This is a genomic window from Maridesulfovibrio sp., from assembly GCF_963677005.1.
In the GTDB taxonomy this organism is placed as follows: Bacteria; Desulfobacterota; Desulfovibrionia; order Desulfovibrionales; family Desulfovibrionaceae; genus Maridesulfovibrio.
In genome coordinates this window covers 1,678,697-1,699,142 of sequence record NZ_OY781616.1, presented here as the reverse complement: position 1 = coordinate 1,699,142, position 20,446 = coordinate 1,678,697, and the positions used below count along the sequence as shown (strand labels likewise).

The following is a 20,446-nucleotide window of genomic DNA, read 5'->3' as shown; positions in this document are numbered from 1 at the left end:
TCTTTTGAACTGACATAGGGGTTGAGATAGAGTTATAATTTTAGTGGATGTTTGAAGAAATGCTCATTTAGTATCCTCTTGATGCCACTTGCACGTATCCTGCTTGAATACTTTTTAACCTGACTCCCGTCCTTCCAATCCAATTCGTACTTTTTAACCGATGACTTCGTCTTGGCTAGTAATTCAATGGCATCAGCATGGAATTTTCCGCATGTCCAAAATTCAAAACGGATTGTTCCGTCAAACCGACTTTCCTGACGTGTTGCACTGTAGATAGTTGGTATTTTTTTAGTAATCCATTCATTAATCTCATCAAAAGAGACCTTCGATGAAGGTTGATATCCCTTACACTCATAAATAATTACGTCTCGCTCTTTCACAAGCCTAACGTCGACTTCTGCATTTTTCCCATTGATATTATCGTATACTTGTATTCCAAGATCAATTGATCCAGCTTCAAGTGTTCGCACACAATGTCCGACGATCAATTCAAATAGTGCTCCTCGAAGATTTGAAGCAGCACCTTCAATTTTTGAAATTCCAGAAAACAATTTTTCAATTCGGTCTGGATTTACCGCTGCAATGGCCGCTGAATTGTTAAGAGTGTCGAGGAGACTCGTGAGTGCTTCTGCGACGTCTTTCCCAAAAATTGTATCTGGCCTAGTTGCAATTATCCCCTGAGAGCGACATTCTCGTAGGGCTTCAGGGGTAAAATTATCTGCTACTAACATAGGCAAGAATTTTGGAAGGTTTCTCAAAGCCTTGAGCATGGCACATTTTCTTGTAAAGGGTCTTATCCCATTAATATCAAGTGTTACACCTAGCACAACATCAGAAACGAAAAAGCCCGGCTGAATTTTATTATTGTTGAATTCTACCAATGGGTTGAGATATGAAGGTCCGCAAAGATCAAAGTGGCAAGTTCCAAATTTTGGCAGAGTGCTGGGGGCTCTTGTCGTGGTCGCTTCTGGGCTGGCAATATTCATACGTCCGGCCCACCGTTTTATTGCGTCAAGAAGCACATTCTCTGTTATTAACCTCGAACGGAGTTTTGTTAATTGCGGGCATGGAAATATGCCATTCTCTGAAATATAAACACATTCCCCCAGTCCATCAAAGCTAACGACTTTGAGGATATCAATTGCTTCTAGCCGTTCTAAAATTACTGAACTAGCAATTTGGCCCTGCTGTCTGACTGGAGCGCCTAAGATAATCGGTAAATAATTTTGGGGGTAAATGCCGTCCCTGATTTCCAGTCCAACAAGAGCCGTACCATAAGCAGGGCTATGTTTTTTAACAACTCTATACAGAGCTTCCCAGTAAACCGGTTTGCGGAAGTGGTCGCTTAGGTATAAGAATCTAGCTCGTTTTGGGAAGCTTAAGCCTGATAGATATCTGAGGTCTGCTCTGGCTCGAGAAATCCGTTGTCTAGCTGCATCCGCTGAAAGCCCCATTTGTTTATACTGGTCAATGAGGTTGCTTGATAGCATTGGTCCTTGCTCGAGAAGAATCTCTTTTACTGAGGGGAGGTTTTGATTTATTTTTGTCACACAGCGCTATTTATAATAAAAACTACTAATGGGCAAGATTCTACTGATTATTTGTTGGCTTTAGGGTTTTTTATACTTATATTTAAGTTGGTTATAAAACGTACGAATACGCCGTGGTTTTTACGATGTCACAACACATTCCCGGAATATAGAAAAGAAAGCACCTTCTTTGACGTCCCCAACTTGTATAATTCACACCTCTCCCTATTCGGAATTGGTTTTCATGGTGCTGGGTTAAATGCAGCTTGCAGATTCTACGAAACACTGTGTTTATTTTGCGGTTCTTTTGACATATCAAGTGATTTCGAGAAATATGACTCGAAGTTGAATAAGAAATTCAGGTGTTTTTTACCTGTTGCAGCTTTTCAGCCAAGAAGGCTGGAGTATTGGATGTATGGTCTTCTCGAGGGAATTGCAGGGATACTGAACGGCCCCAAAGCATAAGGATTCTAATGATGAGCCCGGATAAATATATGGCTGCCTGGAAATTCGCAGCAGCAAAGCACAATGGACAGCTCGTGCCTGGCACGGAATTGCCTTACATCACTCATGTCGGTTCTGTCGCCATGGAAGTAATGGCGGCCATGATTGAAGAGCCTGACCGCAATGCTGATTTGGCGGTTTGCTGTGCTCTGCTTCACGATACAGTTGAGGATACTGATACCACTTTGGGCGAACTCGCTAAATTGTTTGGAGAGGATATTGCCATGGGGGTGTCCGGCCTGACGAAGGACAAGACGCTTCCGGATAAACGCTCACAGATGCTCGACAGTCTGGCACGTCTGAAAGTTCTGCCGAAAGCGGTGCAACTGGTTAAGTTGGCAGATCGGATAGTTAATCTGCAGCCGCCGCCGGCATACTGGACATCGGAGAAGTGCGCAGCATATCGAGACGAAGCGCAACTTATTTATGACGAACTGAAAGATGCCTCGCCTGTGTTGGCCGAAAGGCTTGCAAAGAAAATAATCGGGTACGGGCAGTATTGCTAAAAATTATCTCAATAATCTACCGCCCTCATTATAAAATCTTTGGCGGCGTGAAATCCATGGAAATATATAGAGGGGGCAGGCTGTTAAAACCGGCTGACCTGTTTCGCACTATCTGGAGGAGCTATGCCCAAGGATAATGAAATTAGTGCTGCAAAGAGCATCGGGACATTCAATTTCAAAGAAAAAAATGTCTTGCTTAACAGCGGGTATAAGATGCCTATAGTGGGCATTGGAACATACAGTTTACAGGATGACGTTTGCGTAACATCCGTTATTGAACATCTGAAAATTGGTGGTCGTCTGATTGATACGGCTTTTATGTACCATAATGAAAAAAGTGTGGGTAAGGCGGTCAGGCTGTCTGGGGTTCCGAGGGATGATATCTTTGTCACCACCAAATTGTACCCGAACCAGTATGGCAATGCCGAGGCGGCTATAGATGAAGCGCTTCAAAAGCTTGATATCGGGTATGTTGACTTGATGTTGCTTCATCATCCCGGAAAGGACGATGTGGAAGCATACAAGACCATGGAACGGGCTGTGGAAGCTGGAAATATCCGTTCAATTGGACTCTCCTGTTATTATATCGAGGAACTGACTGAATTTCTCCCAAAAATCAATATCATGCCGTCTCTTGTGCAGAACGAAATACACCCATATTATCAGGATATTGATGTCATTCCATTCATCCAGAGCAAGGGAATAGTTGTTCAGGGTTGGTATCCGTTGGGAGGGAGAGGATACACCGCGCCATTACTCGATAACCAGACGATTTCTGAAATCGCGCGAACCCACAACAAAACTTCCGCGCAGGTCATTCTCAGATGGAACATGGAGAAAGAAGTAATTGTAATACCCGGGTCAAGCAATCCCGATCATATAAAAGAGAATCTCAATATATTTGATTTCTCATTGTCCAGCGAAGAAATGTCCATGATTAAAGTTCTTGAACGTAAAGAAAAGCACGACTGGTACTGATGCACCCGTGTCGTCTGCTGAGCGTTGTAACTCCCGGCTATTGAGGTTTCCCCCAGCCCTACCACTATACTTCTGAAAAATTACCGGTTAGTGAAAGGCTGACTGCTTTTGTGATGAAATCAGGCGGGAGTACGGGCATTCCTGGCCTTCCGGTCGCAAAAAGTTAATTCCAATTTTTTAGGATGTTCAATGAATATAGAAACGTGGGCAATGTTTTTTCTGGCCTACCTGGTGATAACTCTTTCTCCGGGGCCTAATGTCTTGCTGGTTATGAAGAACAGCATCCGGTACGGATGGAAGTCTGCGTTTGTTACTGTGTGCGGCAATCTGATCTGCCAGTTGCTGATAGTCTGCCTCGTCGCGGTCGGAGTCGGCCAGTTGCTTTCGGCTTTGCCGTTCTGGTTCGTTGTCATGAAAACTCTGGGGGGCGCGTACCTCATTTATCTGGGGATCAAGAATTTGTTTTTATCCCGCAAGGCTGAAAACCGTCCCATGGAAAAAGAAGCAGAATCGGCAAAAATCACATCTTCACGCAGGCTCCTGATTGAAGCATTCTGCGTTTCGGCAAGCAATCCCAAGACCCTGATCTTTCTTTCAGCCTTTCTGCCGCAGTTTCTTGATACTGCCCATCCGGCTTATGAGCAGTTTGCCGTTATGTATATCACTATCTTCTGCATCGTTACCGGAGTGCACCTCGGTTATTCGTATCTGACCTCTTCGGTGGGCAGACATTTTTCATTCAGGGATTTCGGGAAAAAGATCGACAAACTCACGGGCGGTCTTTTCATTGCCATGGGCGGAGGTATCCTGCTCAGCGATAGAGTCTGATACTGTCCTGCCTGCAAGGTTATTCCCCGTCTTCATTCGGCAGAGCTGGGGTGTTCAGTATAAGCTGATAGAAGGCCAGATCAAGCCATCTGCCGAATTTGAACCCGACCTGGGGCAGCGTGCCTACATGCCTGAAGCCGAATTTTTCGTGAAGGCGAATGCTGCCTATATTTGTCGCGTCGATCCCTCCTATCATAGCGTGAAAGTCGTTTTCCGCAGCCTTGTTTATCAGTTCCCGCATGAGTATTTTTCCAATTCCCCGTCCGCGAAAGTCCTTGTGTACGTAAATTGAATGTTCGATTGTGTACTTGTAGGCCGGCCATGCCCTGAATGAGCCGTAGCTGCCGAATCCGATAAGTGTTCCGGCGGGATTCTCTATGCCGATTACCGGATATCCTTTGGCCTGTTTTGTTTCAAACCATCCGACCATACTGTCCTTATCCCGCTCTTTATAGTCATATAAAGCGGTTGAATTTATTATGGCCTCGTTAAATATGTTCAATATGGATTCCGCATGAGAATCGAATGTGCACAGCACTATCCTGTCGGTCATAAAGGCGCCTTTTAACTGGTTGAGATTACAATAAGATGTCTGGTCTGAACACCGGTATGAAAAATTATGAGTCGGTAAGCTGTTGTAGTTAATTTGCCGTCATTCCACAAGGTGACGGCGGGGGTGAACGGCTTGACTGTTTAGATCCGGTGCCTAAGTGACGTAGAGGACAATTGGATTTTCGGATGAACAATTGGCGATGAAATGAGCAATTCTGTCCAAGTTTTTTGTGCTGTATTTATGAATATTGGTCGGCAGAAGAGGAGGTAAGGTATGTCCATGCAATCGAATCGCTTTGAATTCGTGAACGCTGATAACGATATGGGCACAAAACTGCTTAATGCCGTCATGTCTGATTTTTCCTACGCCAGACATTCCCACGAAGAACTGGCCATAGGTGTCACCATGCAGGGCGTTCAGGAATTTTCCTGCAAAGGAAGCCTGTTCAAGAGCTATCCCGGAAATATTATTCTATTCAACCCCGGCGATGTGCACACTGGAAATCCGGGAAATGATGAAGCCTTGAAATATACGATGCTTTATCTGGATACCAGGGATTTTTATCCGCTGCTGTGGAGTTCAACGGGTTCCGATCATACTCAGTTCCGGTTTCCGGAGTGCCATTTCAGGGATGACGTGCTTCAGACTCTGGTTCTGGAAATGTCTCAGGTTATTTCCGGGAAAAATCGTTTTTCTCTTGAGTACGAGCACTGCCGCTATCAGATAGCGAAGCGACTTGCGCAGCGCATCCGCATTGCCGATGTTAACGTATGGGCGGAAAATAAAGACACACTGCTGCTGAAGGTTAGAGATTACATCCATGATAATGTCACAGAAGATATTTCCATTGATGCGCTCAGCCTGGTGGCCAACATGTCCAAGTATCATTTAATCCGCATGTTTCGAAATCAATTCGGGCTGACTCCGCACAAATACATTTTCAACCTGAAGGTCAACAGAGCGCGGGATTTTCTGGAAGCTGGAAAGCCGCCTTCTGAAGTTGCGCAGGAGTTCGGTTTTTTTGATGTCAGCCACCTGAACCGCCATTTCAAACGTTCTTTCGGAATCACTCCGAAACAATATCAGAATCAAGTCAAAAATTAAGGTTATCAATATGATGGAAATTGTCCTTTACAGCGTGGGTGTCATGTACACTCCCGGGCCTGTCAATATTCTCAGTTTAAACAGCGGGGTGCAAAACCGTTATACCGCGCACATTCCTTTCTGCATGGGAGTGGGGACTGCGCTTTGCCTGTGGTTTCTCGTTGTAGGGTATGCAGGCAGCGCAATAATGACGGATCAGGTTATGCCGGTTATTTCTGCTCTGGGGGCCGCTTTTATCCTGTATCTTGCCTATAAGATTATCTTTTCAGACGTTAATCTCGTGCTGGATGGAAAGGGTGCGAGTTCGTTCAGATTCAGAGACGGTTTGCTGATGCAGCTGTTGAATCCCAAGTCCTTTCTGGCTGTTCTGCCAGTGACCGCCGTTCAGTTTCCCGCTGCGGGGATTGATGGAAATCTGATTGCTGTATGGTCTGTCGGTCTGGGAGCCCTTGGTTTCGGCGCACCACTGGTTTACGCTGTTGTCGGTACAAAGCTGTCTGAATATATTGCAAATACTCTGTATCTGCGGCTGTTCAATTATCTGATGGGAGCAGCGTTGATATTCGTTGCCGGGGATATCGCCTATAACCATATTTATCTCGCTTTATCCTGAACCTGTTTTGCTTCCGAAATAAATCCACCTTTTCTTCTCCCTAAGCCCCGAATGTGTTATCAATAATACTGAGCAAGGTATTAATTGTTGCATGGAGGTGCAAATGGCTGTCAGCTGGGGAGTGCGGATAAGGGTTTTCATTCTGTTTGTTCTGGGGGCGTTTCTGTTCTTCCCAGGGCTGTTGCTGGTAGTCTCCGGTTTTCTGGAGCCGGATATAAAATCTGATGATGCTCTGGCTATGTTCTTTATGGGCGGACTGCTGGGGTTTTGCGGATTGCTCATCTGGTGGGTCATGCGCAGGATGTATCGCCGTGCCAGGTATGGGAAAGCGACGATGCGCACGGAAGAAGATGAGGGTGTGGCAATGGGAATGGGCATGGCACAGGCCCATTATATCGCTTCCATGCACGATGCGGATGCCGGTGCTGTGGATTCCGGGGATGTCGGTGGGAGTGATGATTTTGACAGTGGCGGCGATTTTGATTTTGATGACTGATTCGGCGGATTACTCCTGTTCCGAACCGTCCAGACTGATTCCGAGCACCTTTGCCGGGTAGGAAGAGGCGTTCCACACGCTGTGCACGCATGCTCCCGGAACAAGTATGGACTGGTGTTCGTTCAATGTGGTTTCGTTGCCGTCCATCCTTACCTTGATGCATCCGGACAGAACCACGAACAGATGATCGTGCTTATGGGCATGGTCCGGTTCCGGGCCTCCTCCGCCGGGCGCTATCCAGGCTACGGAACAATCCGCAATCTGGCTGTCTACACGTCCTGCAAGGCGAATTGCGGAGAATAGTATGTGGGCCGGAGGCGTTACTGCCCCGGCAGGCGCTCCTGTCTTTTTCAGATTAGTATCACTCATGCCTGTTCCTCCGCGCTTTCCGCCCTTGCCAGCCTGCGTGAAAGATTCATGATGTGTTTTCCGGAAAACAGGCTGAGAACAAAGGCAAGCGGCCAGGCCAGAATGAAGCTTCTTCCCCATCCCCAGAGCCAGCTCTTCGTTAGTCCGAAGTTGACCAGCGAAAGGCATCCCGACATGAACAGGGCCATGAATCCGGCCATAAGAACCGCGTTGATCAGTGCTATCTTTTTATCGTGCGTCATAGTTTTATTTTTTCTGAAGGTTAAGCCGGGCCGCCGCCGGGTCTGCAACCGTTAAGAAATACATCCACGGCATAGCGGGCATGTTTGTCCAGTTCTTTTTCCGAAACCGACTTGCTGAGGCCCAGAAGCAGGGGCATCCTCACATTCAGGAGCATGGAAACGAAAATGAACGCGGCCTGATCGGTATCCCTGATTTCCGGAATGTGTTCTTTCAGGAAAGCGCTCAAAAGATCTTTGGACCTTTGCGGTCCGTTGGCAAAGAAAATAGCTCCAAGATCCTCTTCCGTCCTCCCTTCGCTCATCAGAAGGCGGATGGTGTCCAGATATTCCGCGGAAACATGGAACCGCAAAAACCGCATCGCAAAACCGTACAACTCTTCCGAAATATCCCCGTCCCCGAAAACATGTTTGGCCGGAACCTGGCCCGTACACGCCTGCAGTGTGGCTTTGAACAGGTCCGATTTTGACGGGAAATAGCGGTAGACTGTCTGCTTGGTAACACCTGCCGCAACAGCAACATCGTCCATGCTTGTGGCAGCGAAACCTGATCCGGCGAAGAGCTCTTTAGCTGCTTCCACGATCTGCTGCTGCTTACGGTTATAATTATCCAGTGCCTTACTCATTTCTGCCTCCGGAATGAGGATTAGCTGTATTCAATCATACTGTCAAGTATGATTTATACATACTTATGAGTATTGCTTTTTGCAAAAAACCAGCTAGGTAAAGAAATATCTTTATTAATTCAGCTGGATATTTTCTGTGGAGTCGTCTGTCGCCGGATTAAGATTTTTACGGGGGCTGGGGAAAATTATGGATTGATGCAGACCGGGCGTCGAATCCCGGCCTGCGGTAAGTTTATGTGAAAGGTCGGTGTTGTACGTTCAGGAAATCAATGTGCTGATCCGTGCAAAAAAAGGTCTGCCTTCGAGCCAGTCGGTCGTACAATTCATCACCCCGTGTTCCGCACCGCCTTCAAGGAGAAGCAGTACCGCTCTGGTCAGGAGCAGGAAGCCCGTTTCCAGCCCCAGGTCGCGCGCTCCCTGCAGCAACCCGGTCTGCACGCTGGCCGCCAGAAGCCTCGGCAGCGGGTGGTTTTCTATCGGGGCCAGGGCATCGCCGGACTGGTTGCTGTGTTTGCACATCTGCGCATTTACCGAATTCCATCCCCTGCATACCAGCGGACGCGCCGGGTAGATTGAGCAGGTGCCGTTCTCCATGAACAGGCAGGGGTAAAGATGGCGCGTCATTCCTATTTCCTGACGACTTTTTCCTTTAAGACTTTCCGAAAGAGTGCGTGCTCTGGCGTGAAGTTCCAGCAGTTGTTGCGGGGTACGTGTTTCGAGCAGGTGAAAACCGAGAAACAGGGCTTCGGGCGGGGTGAGGGAAACCTGATTGACGCAGCAGTAGATGCATCCCCGTTTGCAGTCCATGGGAGGGTCCAGCACAAGCTCTGCGAGCATTGAATCAAAGACATCCAGTGAAGCCCTGACGATTTCATACAAGGCCCTGATGTCATTGCGCGCTCCGGTCTGTAAAGCGGAGTTTCCTTCCGGCTTCAGTCCGTTTTTGAATGCATCCATGCATTCTTCAGTGACCCGCGAAGCCACGGCTTCCTGTTCTGCTGTGATTCCGTTATCGGAGTTGATCCGGCCATGGGCCGGAGCGGGTTTGGAAGACCGTCTGGCCTTGACGGCCCTGGAACGAGAGCCGCGTGAGCGGGAACGAGCGGCCATTGACCACCTCATGTGTTATCTGTTCGGTGACGGCAATCCGTCACATAAACACATTTCGGAGAGAAGTCCTGTTTTGTCAACAGAATTCGTTAAGGGCAGGCCGGTTTTCTGTATCAATCTATATGTTACTGAGAACGCCCTGTTATGACCGGAACAGCAGCTGACTCATCGGCAGGTAAATGTAATCCGTCGGTCTTGTCAGTACGTAAAACATTGCGGACCACCTCGCGGAATTCGCGCAGAGGTGTGGCATACCCGGAACCGGTAGGGTAGGACAGGCAGAGCGGAACGTGCAGCGGTTCTGGCCAGAGTTTGGCTTTGCCGGATTCCTTGAGTTGTCTGGCCTCATCCTCGCGCAGTATGGCTGCTCCCAGCCCTTCGGCGGCAAATTCGCGCATAATGTTTTCGTCATCAGCCTGTTCTGCCAGATTCGGTTCGGTGCCGTAGGTGGACAGACGTTCCCGCAGGACCACATGAAAAGGACAGCCGGAAAAGGAATAAATCCACGGGAGATTGCCCAGTGATTGCCAGTTCCCGAATTCCACCTTGTGTACAAGGTTGTTCGGTATTGCAATGTTAAGAGTTACCGATGAAAGCATTTCATCGTAAATACCTTCCTCTCCCCACATTCCGAACCGGAATCCCACATGCATTTCTCCGCTGCGCAGCATCTTGGCCGTGTAGCGACTCTGCGAGACAATGAAGGAAAGGCGTGCGTTGGGCACAGCCTTGCGCATGAGACCGGCAAGCTCAGCCATCCGCAGGAAAGCCGGATCTGTGTTCAGCCCCACAACCAGAGACGGAGTCGCTTCACGTTTCAGTCCGGCAGCGCGAGCCTTGAATTCCTCCATAGCCTGTACGGCACTCCTTGCATAAGGCAGCAGTGTTTCTCCCTCGTCTGTGAGGTCCATTCCCCGCGCCTTGCGCACAAAGAGTGTGCAGTCGAGTTCCTCTTCGAGCTGTCTGATGCGCCCGCTCAGGGCGGACTGACTGAGGAAAAGCGATTCAGCGGCCCGGGTAAGGTTGCCCTCGAAGGCTACGGCCAGAAAGCAGTTCAATTCCCTTATATCCATTTCAGCTCCTGTGTCTGTTTTGTTAGCGTTCTGAAAAACAGAACGCTGGCAGTTTCTTTTTGAATTGGACTTTCCGTTGTTTGTGCCTGATAAATACGAAAATTTCAACAAGAGGAGTTTTTATGAGTCAACGCAAAATAGGAACGTTTTCGCTCAGTCTCATGTTGACCGGTTCCATTCTTGGCTCGGGAATAATAATACTTCCGCCGCTGGTTCTCAATGTGGTCGGAGAGTGGGCCATAGTCGGATGGTTGATTACAGCGCTGTTCGGGGTGGCCTTTGCCTACGTTTTTGCTCACGCAGGCACCCTGTTTCCCGGAGACGGGGGAGCAGCCACGGCCATTGAGCATGCATTCGGTCCCGGTGCCAAGCGGCTGGCTTCATATTCGCTTATGTCGGCGACCATGTTCGGCCCTGCTGCCGTCATGCTCACCATCGTCAACTACCTTCCGCCCGTGCTGGCTCCGGAGACCGCGGTGGACCGGTTTCTGGTGATGGCTATTATTCAGGTCAGCTGTGCAGGGCTGATTTTGAGCGGATTGAAGAATATGAGCCGCATCGGCGTAATTCTGGCGGCCCTGTCGACCATTCTCCTTCTGGTCGGTTCCTGGCTGGCCCTTTACTCCGGCAGCGGATCAATCCATCATCTTCCTCCTTTTGACGGCAGGTCCATGGGGTACTCGCTCCTGCTCATGTTCTTCGGGATTGTCGGCTGGGAGATAGTCGGCAACTACGGCAACGAGGTCAGAGACCCGAAAAAAACAATTCCCCGTGCCGCGTTGTATGCTTCCACAATTATCGGGCTGGTTTTCGTGAGCGTCGGGGCCGGAATGCAGTACGGTTCTTTTCCCGCCGATGCGGGGAGCGGGGTTACGGTCCTCCTGTATCCGCTTTTCGGATCATTCGCCCCGTGGATAATGGGCGGTCTTGTTGCCGCGCTTTGCGTCACAACATATATTGTGTTCGCCGGGGGAGTTGCCCGGCTGGCGGCGCATCTGGGTGAGCATGGAGGTCTGCCTGCTTTTCTAGGTAAAAGGAACCGGTTCGGCGCTCCTATGACCGCTATGATCTGTTATACGGTCATTCATGTTATCCTGATAGGACTCGTCTGCCTTGATGTTATTGATATGGCCGGTCTGCTTGCCGTGGCAGACGGGTTTTTCCTGACCAACGCCCTGCTGGGCACGCTGGCTGCGGTCAGGCTTTTTCACAAACCGCTGCCGAAGTTTATTGCCGTCCTGCTGAGCATGGGCGTTTTCATAGTTCTGACCATGGCCCACTGGCCGGTGCTGGTCGCTGTATGCGCGATGGCTGTTTTTGTCATGGGGCGCGCAAGGCGGTTCGCATGGCGATAATTATGAAGTTCTATATTTAAATCCTTTTGCTATACGGTTTCCTGGTGTAGGTTTCATTATTATTACTGTTCAAGGGTAGATAGCTCCGATACGTGGCTGAGTCCGGGCAAACATGGTGAAGCGTTGTTCTCAATAGGCTGAACCGGAGTGACTGCAACGGGGTTAATCAGGATAACTGCATATGCTGAAAGGAGAAATATATGAGTTCGAATATGATGGGAGTAATGGATGCGATCACTTCAAGGCACAGTGTGCGTACTTTCACCGATGAACCTGTTTCCGCCGGGCAATTGGAAAGCCTGTTTCAGGCTGCACGTCTGGCCCCTTCAAGCCTGAATTCGCAGCCCTGGCGTTTCAAGGCGGTTCAGGACAAGGCTATGCTGCTGGAGTTCGGTAAAAAGGAAGTTACCCGCACGCAGACATGGCTGTCCGGGGCAGGGGCTATAATCGCCTGCTGCGCCGATATTTCCGGATATGTGCGCGATTCACAGGCCAGTGCCTTTTTCTTCCGCGATAACAATCTGGTTCAGGGCGATACCATGGACGGGATTGATGATTATGTTGAACGGGAGTCCACCGCTGTTGAATCCGCAAAATTCGGGGCCGCAGCAATGAATGTGGGGATTTCTGTTTCCTTCATGATACTGCGAGCCATGGAACTCGGGCTCGGCACCTGCTGGGTGGGGATGTATAACGAGCAGAAGGTGAAAGAGCTTTTGAATATTCCGGCAGAAATAAGGGTAGTAGGTCTTCTGGCCGTAGGACACCCGGCAGCCGGGCAGCCGACAGAGCACAACCGCAAGCCTCTGGAAGATATCCTGCTGCCGTAATTTTTACGTAATCAGGTTTTAGAGTCCGGGGTGATGCTGTATGGGCACCACCCCGGACTGTCAAAAAGACTCTACTATATATTATACGGTAAAAATCCGAGACTCGTATCTGTCTATGCATGCGGGAGCTTGGATTTTTTTTATTTGTTATATCTGAGTGTTATGCAAGGTATAGAAGTTTATTCCTATAAAAATAGAGAACACACTTGACATGACAATGAAAATTGTTTTCATTGTCGACATGACTGGAGCAGCTGAAAAAATATTTATCGATTATCTTTCAAGGAAAGGACTGACCGTGACCCCCCAGCGGAAGGTTATTGCGGAAACATTTCTTGAGACCGAAGGCCATTTTTCCGCTGAAAAACTGTACGGCATCGTATGTGTGAAATACCCTGAAATAGGGCAGGCCACAGTATACCGTACATTGAAACTGCTTGTTGATTCCGGACTTGCAGACAGCCTTGATCTTGGTGAAGAGGCCACTCTGTATGAACATGCTTACGGGCATAGACACCACGATCATCTGATATGCGTAAATTGCGGTTGCAAAGTGGAATTTTACGATGATGAAATCGAGCGCAGGCAGGAAAAGCTGGCCAAGGCTAACGGGTACACCCTCACCCGACACCGGATGTCTTTGTACGGTCTTTGCGAAAATTGCCGTAATAAACTAAAATAATAGACCGGTATCACATGTATAATTGTTGCTGTTCCGGGAGCTTTACGCTTTATTTCCACACACTTAATTTCTCCTCTGCATAATTAGCACGTCTTCGTATGCCTGGTCGGCATAAAATTTTGATACTGCAAATCAGCATCGCGATTTTACGTTTTCTATATTCAGGTCTTATTCTGCCTTCATCAGAAACGAATACTGCAATTCCATTAGATGAAGGAGAACTGAGATGCAAAAGATCGTGGTAAAGCACAGGCTTCCGGATCGCGTGAGGCTGAAGGTTCCTACTGGCAGCGGTTTTGAATCGGCAGTCTGCCGACTGTCTGAATATGCGGACAATAGCGAAGGCATACACTGGGTCAGGCCTAACCAGGTCTGCTCCGGTCTGGTTGTCCGCTTTGACTCTTCATTGATCTCGGAAAGCGAGATTGTGAGGATTGCGGGTGCGCAATCCGAAGCGAGGGCCGAATAATGGATCTTGATCTCATGCTCGGCCTGCGTGAACACATTACGGTAGGCAGCCATACTCCCGGCAGATTGAAGTTGAAATTCGACCTTTCGGTCATCGGAAATCCAAAAGTCATCAAATACGTAAAGGTTAACGGGTTCGGTCCGCCCAAGGGGCAGGACATGCCCGGAATAACCGGAACGTCTTTCAACCCGCTTACCCGGTCCATGACCATGCGCTATGATGACCGGATTCTTGATCCGCGTCTGCTGCACAGGCTTTTTACCTGCGCAAGCGTGGAAGAATTTCAGGAAACAGCAACGGAATTGGCTGAACTGGTCGATTTCGATCTTTCAACCTTTTTAAACTAACCCCGGTTTTCGGGCATACAGGAGTCTGATTATGAGTGTTGTAGCATCGCGCACACTGCTGCCTGCGGCTGTGAGCGCATCAGGAACGGTAGGGGCTGTTGTGGGCGCAACTGTAGCCGCCGCAAGAGATATAAAACGGGTGAATGACGGAACAATGACTAAATCCGAAGCCGCAACCGATATCGGCCTTGAGGCTGTCGGAACCGGGCTTTCCACTGCCGCAGGTGTTGCGGTTGTCGGTGCTGCGGGCATCGGTGGGCTGCTCGGTCTGGCAGGGATTGTCGGTGTTGCGGCCGGAACAAAATATCTGTGGAACAGAACTTTCGGCGGCAGGGCCGCTTCAAAAACCGCCGAGTCCTGAGCTCGGCAGATACCAAGGAGAATATAATGACTTTAGGAAAAGTTGCGATTTTTACGGCTGGAGCAGTGGTAGGCGGTTTGATCGGTTATGCGGCCACCAAGTCCGGAACAGTCCGCAATGTTACCAAATCCACGATAAAGGCCGGTATCAAAGCCAAGGACTGGACCGTGGACACATTCAGGAAGTCCACAAACGAAGTCAAGGAAATGATCCGTGATGCCAAGGCTGAATCCGAATTGAAGGCCGGAGCGCAATAACCTGATCTTACCACCGTATAGTCAGGGATTATAATGCGCGGAAGAATATTGGCCGGTAGTTCCGATTCAGGAACTACCGGCCTTGTTATTGCGGCATGGCGCGGGAGGAGGCCCATGCTGCTGCGCCGAGTATGGCGAAGGTGTTCAGGTTGTGCAGGGTGGCGGCCAGTGCCGGGGAGAGCTTTCCAGCCATTGCCGCCGCCAGCAGTCCGGTGTTTACAGTAACTCCGGTATTGAAGCAGTTTTGCAGAATTCCGTTAACCCGCAGGGATACGGCTCGTGCGGTCAGCAGGCCGTCCAGACTGTTGCGGTCCAGAACAACGTGCGCGGATTCTCTGGCAAGGCCGGTACTGCGCGACATACATATCCCCATGCCCGCCACGGTAAAGGCCGGGGCATCGTTGACCCCGTCTCCCACAACCGCGACCCTGTATCCTTCGGACTGGAGATCGCCGACCACTTCGGATTTTAGTTCCGGGGTAAGATCTGTGCGGATCTCGTCCACCAGAGGCAGCTTCTTTTTGAATACAGCTGCCGTTCCGGCATGATCCCCGGTCAGCATGACAATTTTTTTAATTCCCGTTTCCTTTAGACTTTCCAATACGGTTTCCGCTTCGGGCCTGATGGTGTCGATCAGCGCCACAATGCCTTCCAGATGTCCGTCACAGGAAACATAGACGAGTGTTTTGCCTTCCGACCTCAATCTTACGGTGCGGTCCGATACCGCGGAGCAATCCGTTCCGCAGTCATCAGCTATGAAATGGCGGCTTCCGGCCCTTACAAGGCTGCCGTTCACAACGCCGCTTACTCCGTGGGCTATGCTCAGGTCGGTGTCTGTTGCCTGCAAGGGGGGGAGTCCTCGTTTTTCAGCTTCGCGTATGATGCCCTGTCCTACGGGATGGCCGTGGCGGTTTTCAACCGCTGCCGCAAGGTTCAGTAGCTCGTCCTCACTCCTTGGGGAGCAGACGATTATGTCGGTAACATCTAGTTCTCCACGGGTCAGGGTGCCTGTTTTGTCAAAGACTATTGCATCTACCTCGGCCAGAGATTCAAGGGCTGTTCCGCTTTTGAAGATTACACCTTCTTTGGCTGCCGCGTACATTGAGGTCTTGATTACCACCGGAGCAGGGAATTTTACTGCGCAGGCGAAATCTATGGTCAGTACGGAAAGGGCTCTTTCCATGTCGCCGGTTGCGGCGTAGAGGGCAGCTCCCAGTCCCAGCGTAACCGGTGTCAGCGCATCGGCAAGGCGGCTGCTTTTCCTTTCGGTCGCGGATTGTTCCGAGAGTGCTCCGGTCATCAGCCGGGTGATGCGGGCCATACTGGTTTCAGAAGCTGTTCCGGCAGCTTTGACGCGTAATTCTCCTTCCACCAGTATGCTTCCGGAGACCACTTCATCACCGGGGCTTACCTTAACCGGCGCGGATTCTCCGGTTATCGAGCTCCTGTCCAGAATCGCTTCGCCGTCCGTAATTGTGCCGTCCACGGCAATAAGTTCTCCGCTGCTGAACAGAACCACATCTCCGGCCTGCACCTTCTCAAAAGGGATACTTACTTCTTTTCCGTCCTGTTCCACCCAGATTTCTTTTACCGGGGATGCGGTGAGGCTTTTGAGCAGGGAGTTTGAGCGGTCATCGGTTATCTGGCGCAGGCATTCACCGATTACGACCATGGACGAGATGGATGCCGCCGTTGTGTAATCTGCGCGGAGCAGGCTGGCCCCGATGGTGGTCATATCCAGTACACGGGCCTTCGGGCCATCGGAGATGAGAGTATCCAGTCCTGCCAGTACGGCGGGCATTCCCATTGCCGTGGCAACGGGAGCCTGTATGGTTGCGGGCATGAACGGAAGTCCGGCCGCCAGTCCCGAACTCCAGGCCGCATCTATGAGTCTGCGCCTGCGCACGGCTGGTTCTGCTCTTGAAAAGGCCTGCGGGGGAATGCGGTTCAGCCCTTCCAATATTTCGTTTCTGCTTTCCGGGGTTCCGTTGTAGCGGATTATCAGACAGCGTCCCTGTGGATTGACCCGCACATCGCGGACCCCCGGCAGATTGGATATCCATGCGGCCAGATAGTCGGAATCAAGTTCCGGGGAAAGCAGCGTTTTCCAGCGGATACGGAGGCGGTTTCGTGTCTCATGGACCACGCGCGGGGCGTTTTGGAAGGGACTGCTCATTCCGTGGTATCCCCGTTTTCGGGCTGGTCGTATGAAACAACTATTGAATCGGCCTGATCGTGGCGCAGGAAGATGCGCAGGCCTTCACTGCTGCTGATGACGCAGCGGTCCTTGCATGCCAGATGGAAGCTTGAGGCTTTTTCCACCGATTCCAGCCGCATGATAATGCCCGGTTCGATCTGCAGCGAGGATATGGCCCGTTTGGCCCGCCTGCCGCCGATAATCTTGTCCACCACAAAGTCCGCTCCGGTAGCGGCATTGGCGAACTGGCATTCCATTTCCCCTATATGGCCGAGTATTTTGGCAGCCATGCCTTCGGCCATACGGACGCGTCCCCGGCCCTTGATCAGAGCCGTGAATTCCATGGGCGGCAGGATGCGTACCAGTTCTATGGGGTCGTCGTCCCTGATTCCCAGAGCTTCCATTCCTTCTCGCAGGGGACCTCCTGCGGTCACGCATTCAACATGTCCTTTTTCGCCGGGCTGCATTTCGAGAAGCGGAACCATGCGGCCGTCATCAAGGTGGGCTACAACCTTGCCACCCATTCCGCCGCCGAGGACCACTTCGCCCTTGGGACCACGTACCCTTACGGTCTGGAGGGCCACATCTTCATCCAGTCTTGTAATTTCATCTCCGATGAAAAGGCCCATGCGGCCCAGGTTCATTTCCAGCTCCTCATCGGTAACCCTTGATATGAGCAGGGATATTCCCGATGGGGCATGAGTCAGGTTTGAATACATCTAATCTTCCTTCCCGTAACTTGTAGGCGAACCCAGTCTGACTGCCGAATCCGGTGTGCGCCTTCCGGCTGCGGCAGCGTAGGCCAGAATGCCGAGGGTGCTGGTGTTGTGCAGAAATGCCGAGAGTACCGGAGAGAGCTTACCGGTAGAAGCAGCGAGCAGCACCGCCGAGTTTATGCCCACGGCGGCCTGAAACGATCTCTTGAGTATGTGTTCCGTGTTTTTGGCCACATCTCTGGCCACGGCGAGAATGCGCAGGTCGTCCTCAAGAAGAACAACCTGAGCGGATTCCCGGGCAAGGTCGGCCCCGGCGGGCATGCAGATGCCTACATCCGCGGAAACAAGGGCCGGGGCATCGTTAACCCCGTCACCGGCGAAGGCCAGCCTGCATCCGGATTCCTTAAGTTTATTTACCAGCTCGGCCTTGTCTTCGGGCTTGAGCTCCCAGTGGACTTCGTCAATGCAGCCGAGTTCGTCGGCTATGGATTTGGCTGTGTCCCTATGGTCTCCGGTGAGCATGACTATTTTTTCTATGCCGCGTTCCTTGAGCATGGAAAGTGCTTCGGATGCTTCCGGACGGAGTACGTCCCGAAGGGTTATCAGCCCCAGCAGCCTGCCGGAGCGGGCCACGTACAGAAGCGATTTTCCTTCGGAGCGGAGTTTTTTGCCCTGTTCATTCATGGACGAGCAGTCTATTCCTTCATCGTCTTCAAGAAAGTGGCGGCTTCCCACCAGAACCTGTTCCCCTTCCACATAGGCGGAAACGCCGTGGGCGACTATGAAGTCGACCTGGCTTATGGGGGGCAGTTCAAGCTTGCGCGCTTTTGCTTCCGAGACTACGGCACGGGCCACCGGGTGGTGGTAGTGTTCTTCCGCTCCCGCCGCCAGCGCCAGAAGACCGTCCCGGTCCAGGCCGTTATCCGGGATTACGTCCGCGACCATGAAGTCGCCTCTGGTCAGCGTTCCTGTTTTGTCGAAAACAATGGTGTCGATGCGGGCCAGGTTGTCCAGCGCCTGTGCACCCTTGAGCAGTACCCCGCAGTGACCGGCGGTGTGCATGCCGGTTTTGACCGCCACGGGAGAGGCCAGCTTGATGGCGCAGGAATAGTCAACCGTAAGCACCGATGCCGCACGGGTGACATCGCGGGTGAGCGCGAAAAGGGCCAATCCGAGCCCGAAGGTGACCGGAACGAGGCTGTCGGCAAGTTCATCGGTTTTCTTCTGGGATGCGGACCTGTTGCGCAGGGAGTTCTGCAGGAATCGCCCGATGCGGGCCATGCTTGTTTCCCCGCCGACATTTTTAGCCGCAATTTTTATGCGTCCTTCTTCCACTACTGCCCCGGAGAGAACCTCGTCTCCCTCGCTGGCATGCAGGGGGAGAGACTCCCCGGTGATCGAGCTCTGGTTCAGCGCGGCGTCGCCGTCCACCACAACTCCGTCTACCGGAACCAGTTCTCCGGCTCCGCAGATTACCAGATCGCCTACAATCAGGTCATTGAATTCCACCTGAACTTCTCTCGCGTCCCTCTCCACCCAGACGCTTTCCACCTGCGGACGCAGGAGGTTTTTCAGCAGATCGTCGGATTTCTTTTCGGTCCAGCTTTCCATGTAGGACCCAAGACCCAGCATGGCCACAATGGCATTGGCGGTGAAGTAGTCCTTTCTCAGCAGGGAAAAGGCAACCGCCGATGCATCAAGTACTTCAACTTTTACTCCTTCATATAAAAGGGTGTGCAGTCCTTCGAGCATGGTGGGCATTCCGAGCATCCAACTGGCCGGAGCAGCCGCTTCGTGCGGCATGAAAGGAGTCAGTGCGGCAGCGGCTCCCTGTGCCGCCACTGTGGGCAGCGTTATATCATCATGGCCCGAACCGCCGGGCATGTATGCTTCCATGGGAATGTTTTCGAGAAGTTCCAGAATGCGTTCCCTGTTTTTCCTTTTGCCGTCGTACTGTATGACAATGCTTGATCCCCACTTGTTGGTCCGCACGCTCTCCACGCCGGGCAGGGATTCAATCATGGCCTCAAGGTATTTCAGGTCCAGCGCCGGATCGAACAGTCTGCGGCTGCGCATCCGGATTCTGTGTTTTACCTCATGGGCGATTTTGAAGGCTTTTCCTGTCTGTTCCGCTCTCGCGGTCATGTTCATCTCCGCGTTTATGGGCTATCCGGCGAGTGGAAAAGTCGTACGAGTCCGGGAGGTCCGGTTTCATGGGCACCGGCGGTGCCGCATGGTATCGAACCTCCCGGAGCACGACTTTCGCTCGTTTACGAACAGCCCGGGGTTAGGGGAGCACTGATTAATTCCATTTGATGCGCTTTGCGCTTTTGATAATTTGATTTCGCCGCCGGCGGCCAAAGGGTCCGCGCCCCTTTGGAATCCCTGACAGTTTAATGTGCCTGCGGGGCTAAAGCGACAGCCGCATCAAAATATGGTTTTAGTCAGTGTTTTTGTAGGATTCTTTTCTCTTGTACATGCTATTTTTTGTTGTACAGGGAATAGTGCCAGTAGGAAAAGCCGACCAGTGCGAACCCGGACCAAAGGTGTATTTTCTTCAGGGTTTCGGTCTTGCCTGTTTCCATGAGTCCCGTAGCCACCAGACTGCCCAGCGAGACAGCCATCCCGGCTTTGGCTATGGTCCTTTTGGTCTTTGTCGATATTTCCGGCAGCCGGGAAGCCGTTTCACCGGTATCTTTCATGG

Annotated in this window: 24 protein-coding genes; 13 read left to right on the top strand and 11 right to left on the bottom strand. The window is 51.1% G+C overall.

The annotated features are described in order from the left end of the window. Positions 1 to 32 precede the first annotated feature (32 nt). On the bottom strand, positions 33 to 1,490 hold the full coding sequence (locus tag ACKU4E_RS07780; RefSeq protein ID WP_320170510.1) for a hypothetical protein: 1,458 nt from the start codon (positions 1,488 to 1,490) through the stop codon (positions 33 to 35). 515 nt (positions 1,491 to 2,005) lie between these two features. Here ACKU4E_RS07780 and ACKU4E_RS07775 point away from each other — a divergent pair. The 3 genes from ACKU4E_RS07775 to ACKU4E_RS07765 all read left to right on the top strand — a co-directional run bounded on the left by ACKU4E_RS07775 (position 2,006) and on the right by ACKU4E_RS07765 (position 4,345). After that, the gene (locus ACKU4E_RS07775; protein ID WP_320170509.1) at positions 2,006 to 2,539 is read left to right on the top strand and encodes an HD domain-containing protein; all 534 of its coding nucleotides are present in this window, start codon (positions 2,006 to 2,008) and stop codon (positions 2,537 to 2,539) included. 123 nt (positions 2,540 to 2,662) lie between these two features. Next, a complete protein-coding gene (locus ACKU4E_RS07770; protein ID WP_320170508.1) occupies positions 2,663 to 3,517 on the top strand; it encodes an aldo/keto reductase in 855 nt (284 codons plus the stop codon). 189 nt (positions 3,518 to 3,706) lie between these two features. Continuing rightward, positions 3,707 to 4,345 (top strand): LysE family translocator, encoded by a 639-nt coding sequence (locus ACKU4E_RS07765; RefSeq protein ID WP_320170507.1) that lies wholly within the window; start codon positions 3,707 to 3,709, stop codon positions 4,343 to 4,345. Between the two features lie 19 nt (positions 4,346 to 4,364). Here the strand turns inward: ACKU4E_RS07765 and ACKU4E_RS07760 are convergent, their stop codons facing one another. Further along, positions 4,365 to 4,898, bottom strand: a complete 534-nt coding sequence (locus ACKU4E_RS07760; RefSeq protein ID WP_320170506.1) for an N-acetyltransferase family protein — start codon at positions 4,896 to 4,898, stop codon at positions 4,365 to 4,367. Positions 4,899 to 5,171: 273 nt separating this feature from the next. Here ACKU4E_RS07760 and ACKU4E_RS07755 point away from each other — a divergent pair, with 273 nt between their 5' ends. The 3 genes from ACKU4E_RS07755 to ACKU4E_RS07745 all read left to right on the top strand — a co-directional run bounded on the left by ACKU4E_RS07755 (position 5,172) and on the right by ACKU4E_RS07745 (position 7,111). Continuing rightward, the gene (locus ACKU4E_RS07755; RefSeq protein WP_320170505.1) at positions 5,172 to 6,002 is read left to right on the top strand and encodes an AraC family transcriptional regulator; all 831 of its coding nucleotides are present in this window, start codon (positions 5,172 to 5,174) and stop codon (positions 6,000 to 6,002) included. A 10-nt stretch (positions 6,003 to 6,012) separates the two neighbouring features. Next, positions 6,013 to 6,615 (top strand): LysE family transporter, encoded by a 603-nt coding sequence (locus ACKU4E_RS07750; protein WP_320170504.1) that lies wholly within the window; start codon positions 6,013 to 6,015, stop codon positions 6,613 to 6,615. A gap of 103 nt (positions 6,616 to 6,718) precedes the next feature. Next, positions 6,719 to 7,111 carry a hypothetical protein gene (locus tag ACKU4E_RS07745; RefSeq protein ID WP_320170503.1) on the top strand — a complete coding sequence of 131 codons (393 nt, stop codon included), beginning with the start codon at positions 6,719 to 6,721 and terminating at the stop codon, positions 7,109 to 7,111. Positions 7,112 to 7,120: 9 nt separating this feature from the next. Here ACKU4E_RS07745 and ACKU4E_RS07740 read toward each other — a convergent pair whose 3' ends face one another. The 5 genes from ACKU4E_RS07740 to ACKU4E_RS07720 form a co-directional block, all read right to left on the bottom strand. Next, positions 7,121 to 7,480, bottom strand: a complete 360-nt coding sequence (locus ACKU4E_RS07740; protein WP_320170502.1) for a cupin domain-containing protein — start codon at positions 7,478 to 7,480, stop codon at positions 7,121 to 7,123. Next, positions 7,477 to 7,722 (bottom strand): DUF2798 domain-containing protein, encoded by a 246-nt coding sequence (locus ACKU4E_RS07735; protein ID WP_320170501.1) that lies wholly within the window; start codon positions 7,720 to 7,722, stop codon positions 7,477 to 7,479. The genes ACKU4E_RS07740 and ACKU4E_RS07735 overlap by 4 nt, the downstream gene beginning before the upstream one ends. 20 nt (positions 7,723 to 7,742) lie before the next feature. Then, positions 7,743 to 8,345, bottom strand: coding sequence for a TetR/AcrR family transcriptional regulator (locus tag ACKU4E_RS07730; RefSeq protein WP_320170500.1), 603 nt, complete (start codon positions 8,343 to 8,345; stop codon positions 7,743 to 7,745). 258 nt (positions 8,346 to 8,603) lie between these two features. Beyond that, on the bottom strand, positions 8,604 to 9,455 hold the full coding sequence (locus tag ACKU4E_RS07725; protein WP_320170499.1) for a YkgJ family cysteine cluster protein: 852 nt from the start codon (positions 9,453 to 9,455) through the stop codon (positions 8,604 to 8,606). A gap of 125 nt (positions 9,456 to 9,580) precedes the next feature. Further along, complete coding sequence (locus ACKU4E_RS07720) at positions 9,581 to 10,528, bottom strand: LysR family transcriptional regulator (RefSeq protein ID WP_320170498.1); 948 nt, start codon at positions 10,526 to 10,528, stop codon at positions 9,581 to 9,583. Positions 10,529 to 10,650: 122 nt separating this feature from the next. On the opposite strand from ACKU4E_RS07720, the gene ACKU4E_RS07715 reads away from it, so the two are divergent. The 7 genes from ACKU4E_RS07715 to ACKU4E_RS07685 all read left to right on the top strand — a co-directional run bounded on the left by ACKU4E_RS07715 (position 10,651) and on the right by ACKU4E_RS07685 (position 14,829). After that, a complete protein-coding gene (locus ACKU4E_RS07715) occupies positions 10,651 to 11,883 on the top strand; it encodes an APC family permease (RefSeq protein ID WP_320170497.1) in 1,233 nt (410 codons plus the stop codon). Positions 11,884 to 12,083: 200 nt separating this feature from the next. After that, a complete protein-coding gene (locus ACKU4E_RS07710) occupies positions 12,084 to 12,713 on the top strand; it encodes a nitroreductase family protein (RefSeq protein ID WP_320170496.1) in 630 nt (209 codons plus the stop codon). A 211-nt stretch (positions 12,714 to 12,924) separates the two neighbouring features. After that, a complete protein-coding gene (locus ACKU4E_RS07705) occupies positions 12,925 to 13,395 on the top strand; it encodes a transcriptional repressor (protein ID WP_320170495.1) in 471 nt (156 codons plus the stop codon). A 226-nt stretch (positions 13,396 to 13,621) separates the two neighbouring features. Continuing rightward, on the top strand, positions 13,622 to 13,864 hold the full coding sequence (locus ACKU4E_RS07700; protein ID WP_320170494.1) for a hypothetical protein: 243 nt from the start codon (positions 13,622 to 13,624) through the stop codon (positions 13,862 to 13,864). After that, positions 13,864 to 14,211 carry a hypothetical protein gene (locus ACKU4E_RS07695; RefSeq protein WP_320170493.1) on the top strand — a complete coding sequence of 116 codons (348 nt, stop codon included), beginning with the start codon at positions 13,864 to 13,866 and terminating at the stop codon, positions 14,209 to 14,211. The genes ACKU4E_RS07700 and ACKU4E_RS07695 overlap by 1 nt, the downstream gene beginning before the upstream one ends. Before the next feature lie 31 nt (positions 14,212 to 14,242). Further along, on the top strand, positions 14,243 to 14,572 hold the full coding sequence (locus ACKU4E_RS07690) for a hypothetical protein (RefSeq protein ID WP_320170492.1): 330 nt from the start codon (positions 14,243 to 14,245) through the stop codon (positions 14,570 to 14,572). 26 nt (positions 14,573 to 14,598) lie between these two features. Continuing rightward, positions 14,599 to 14,829, top strand: a complete 231-nt coding sequence (locus ACKU4E_RS07685) for a hypothetical protein (protein WP_320170491.1) — start codon at positions 14,599 to 14,601, stop codon at positions 14,827 to 14,829. An 85-nt stretch (positions 14,830 to 14,914) separates the two neighbouring features. Here ACKU4E_RS07685 and ACKU4E_RS07680 read toward each other — a convergent pair whose 3' ends face one another. From ACKU4E_RS07680 to ACKU4E_RS07665, 4 genes are all read right to left on the bottom strand, one after another. Continuing rightward, positions 14,915 to 17,005 (bottom strand): heavy metal translocating P-type ATPase, encoded by a 2,091-nt coding sequence (locus tag ACKU4E_RS07680; protein WP_320170490.1) that lies wholly within the window; start codon positions 17,003 to 17,005, stop codon positions 14,915 to 14,917. Then, positions 17,002 to 17,745: a ferrous iron transport protein A gene (locus ACKU4E_RS07675; RefSeq protein WP_320170489.1), complete on the bottom strand. Its 744-nt coding sequence runs from the start codon at positions 17,743 to 17,745 to the stop codon at positions 17,002 to 17,004. Before ACKU4E_RS07675 ends, ACKU4E_RS07680 begins: the two co-directional genes overlap by 4 nt. Next, positions 17,746 to 19,887: a heavy metal translocating P-type ATPase gene (locus ACKU4E_RS07670; RefSeq protein WP_320170488.1), complete on the bottom strand. Its 2,142-nt coding sequence runs from the start codon at positions 19,885 to 19,887 to the stop codon at positions 17,746 to 17,748. It lies immediately after the preceding gene. 335 nt (positions 19,888 to 20,222) lie between these two features. Then, the gene (locus tag ACKU4E_RS07665) at positions 20,223 to 20,444 is read right to left on the bottom strand and encodes a hypothetical protein (protein WP_320170487.1); all 222 of its coding nucleotides are present in this window, start codon (positions 20,442 to 20,444) and stop codon (positions 20,223 to 20,225) included. Positions 20,445 to 20,446: the final 2 nt, after the last annotated feature.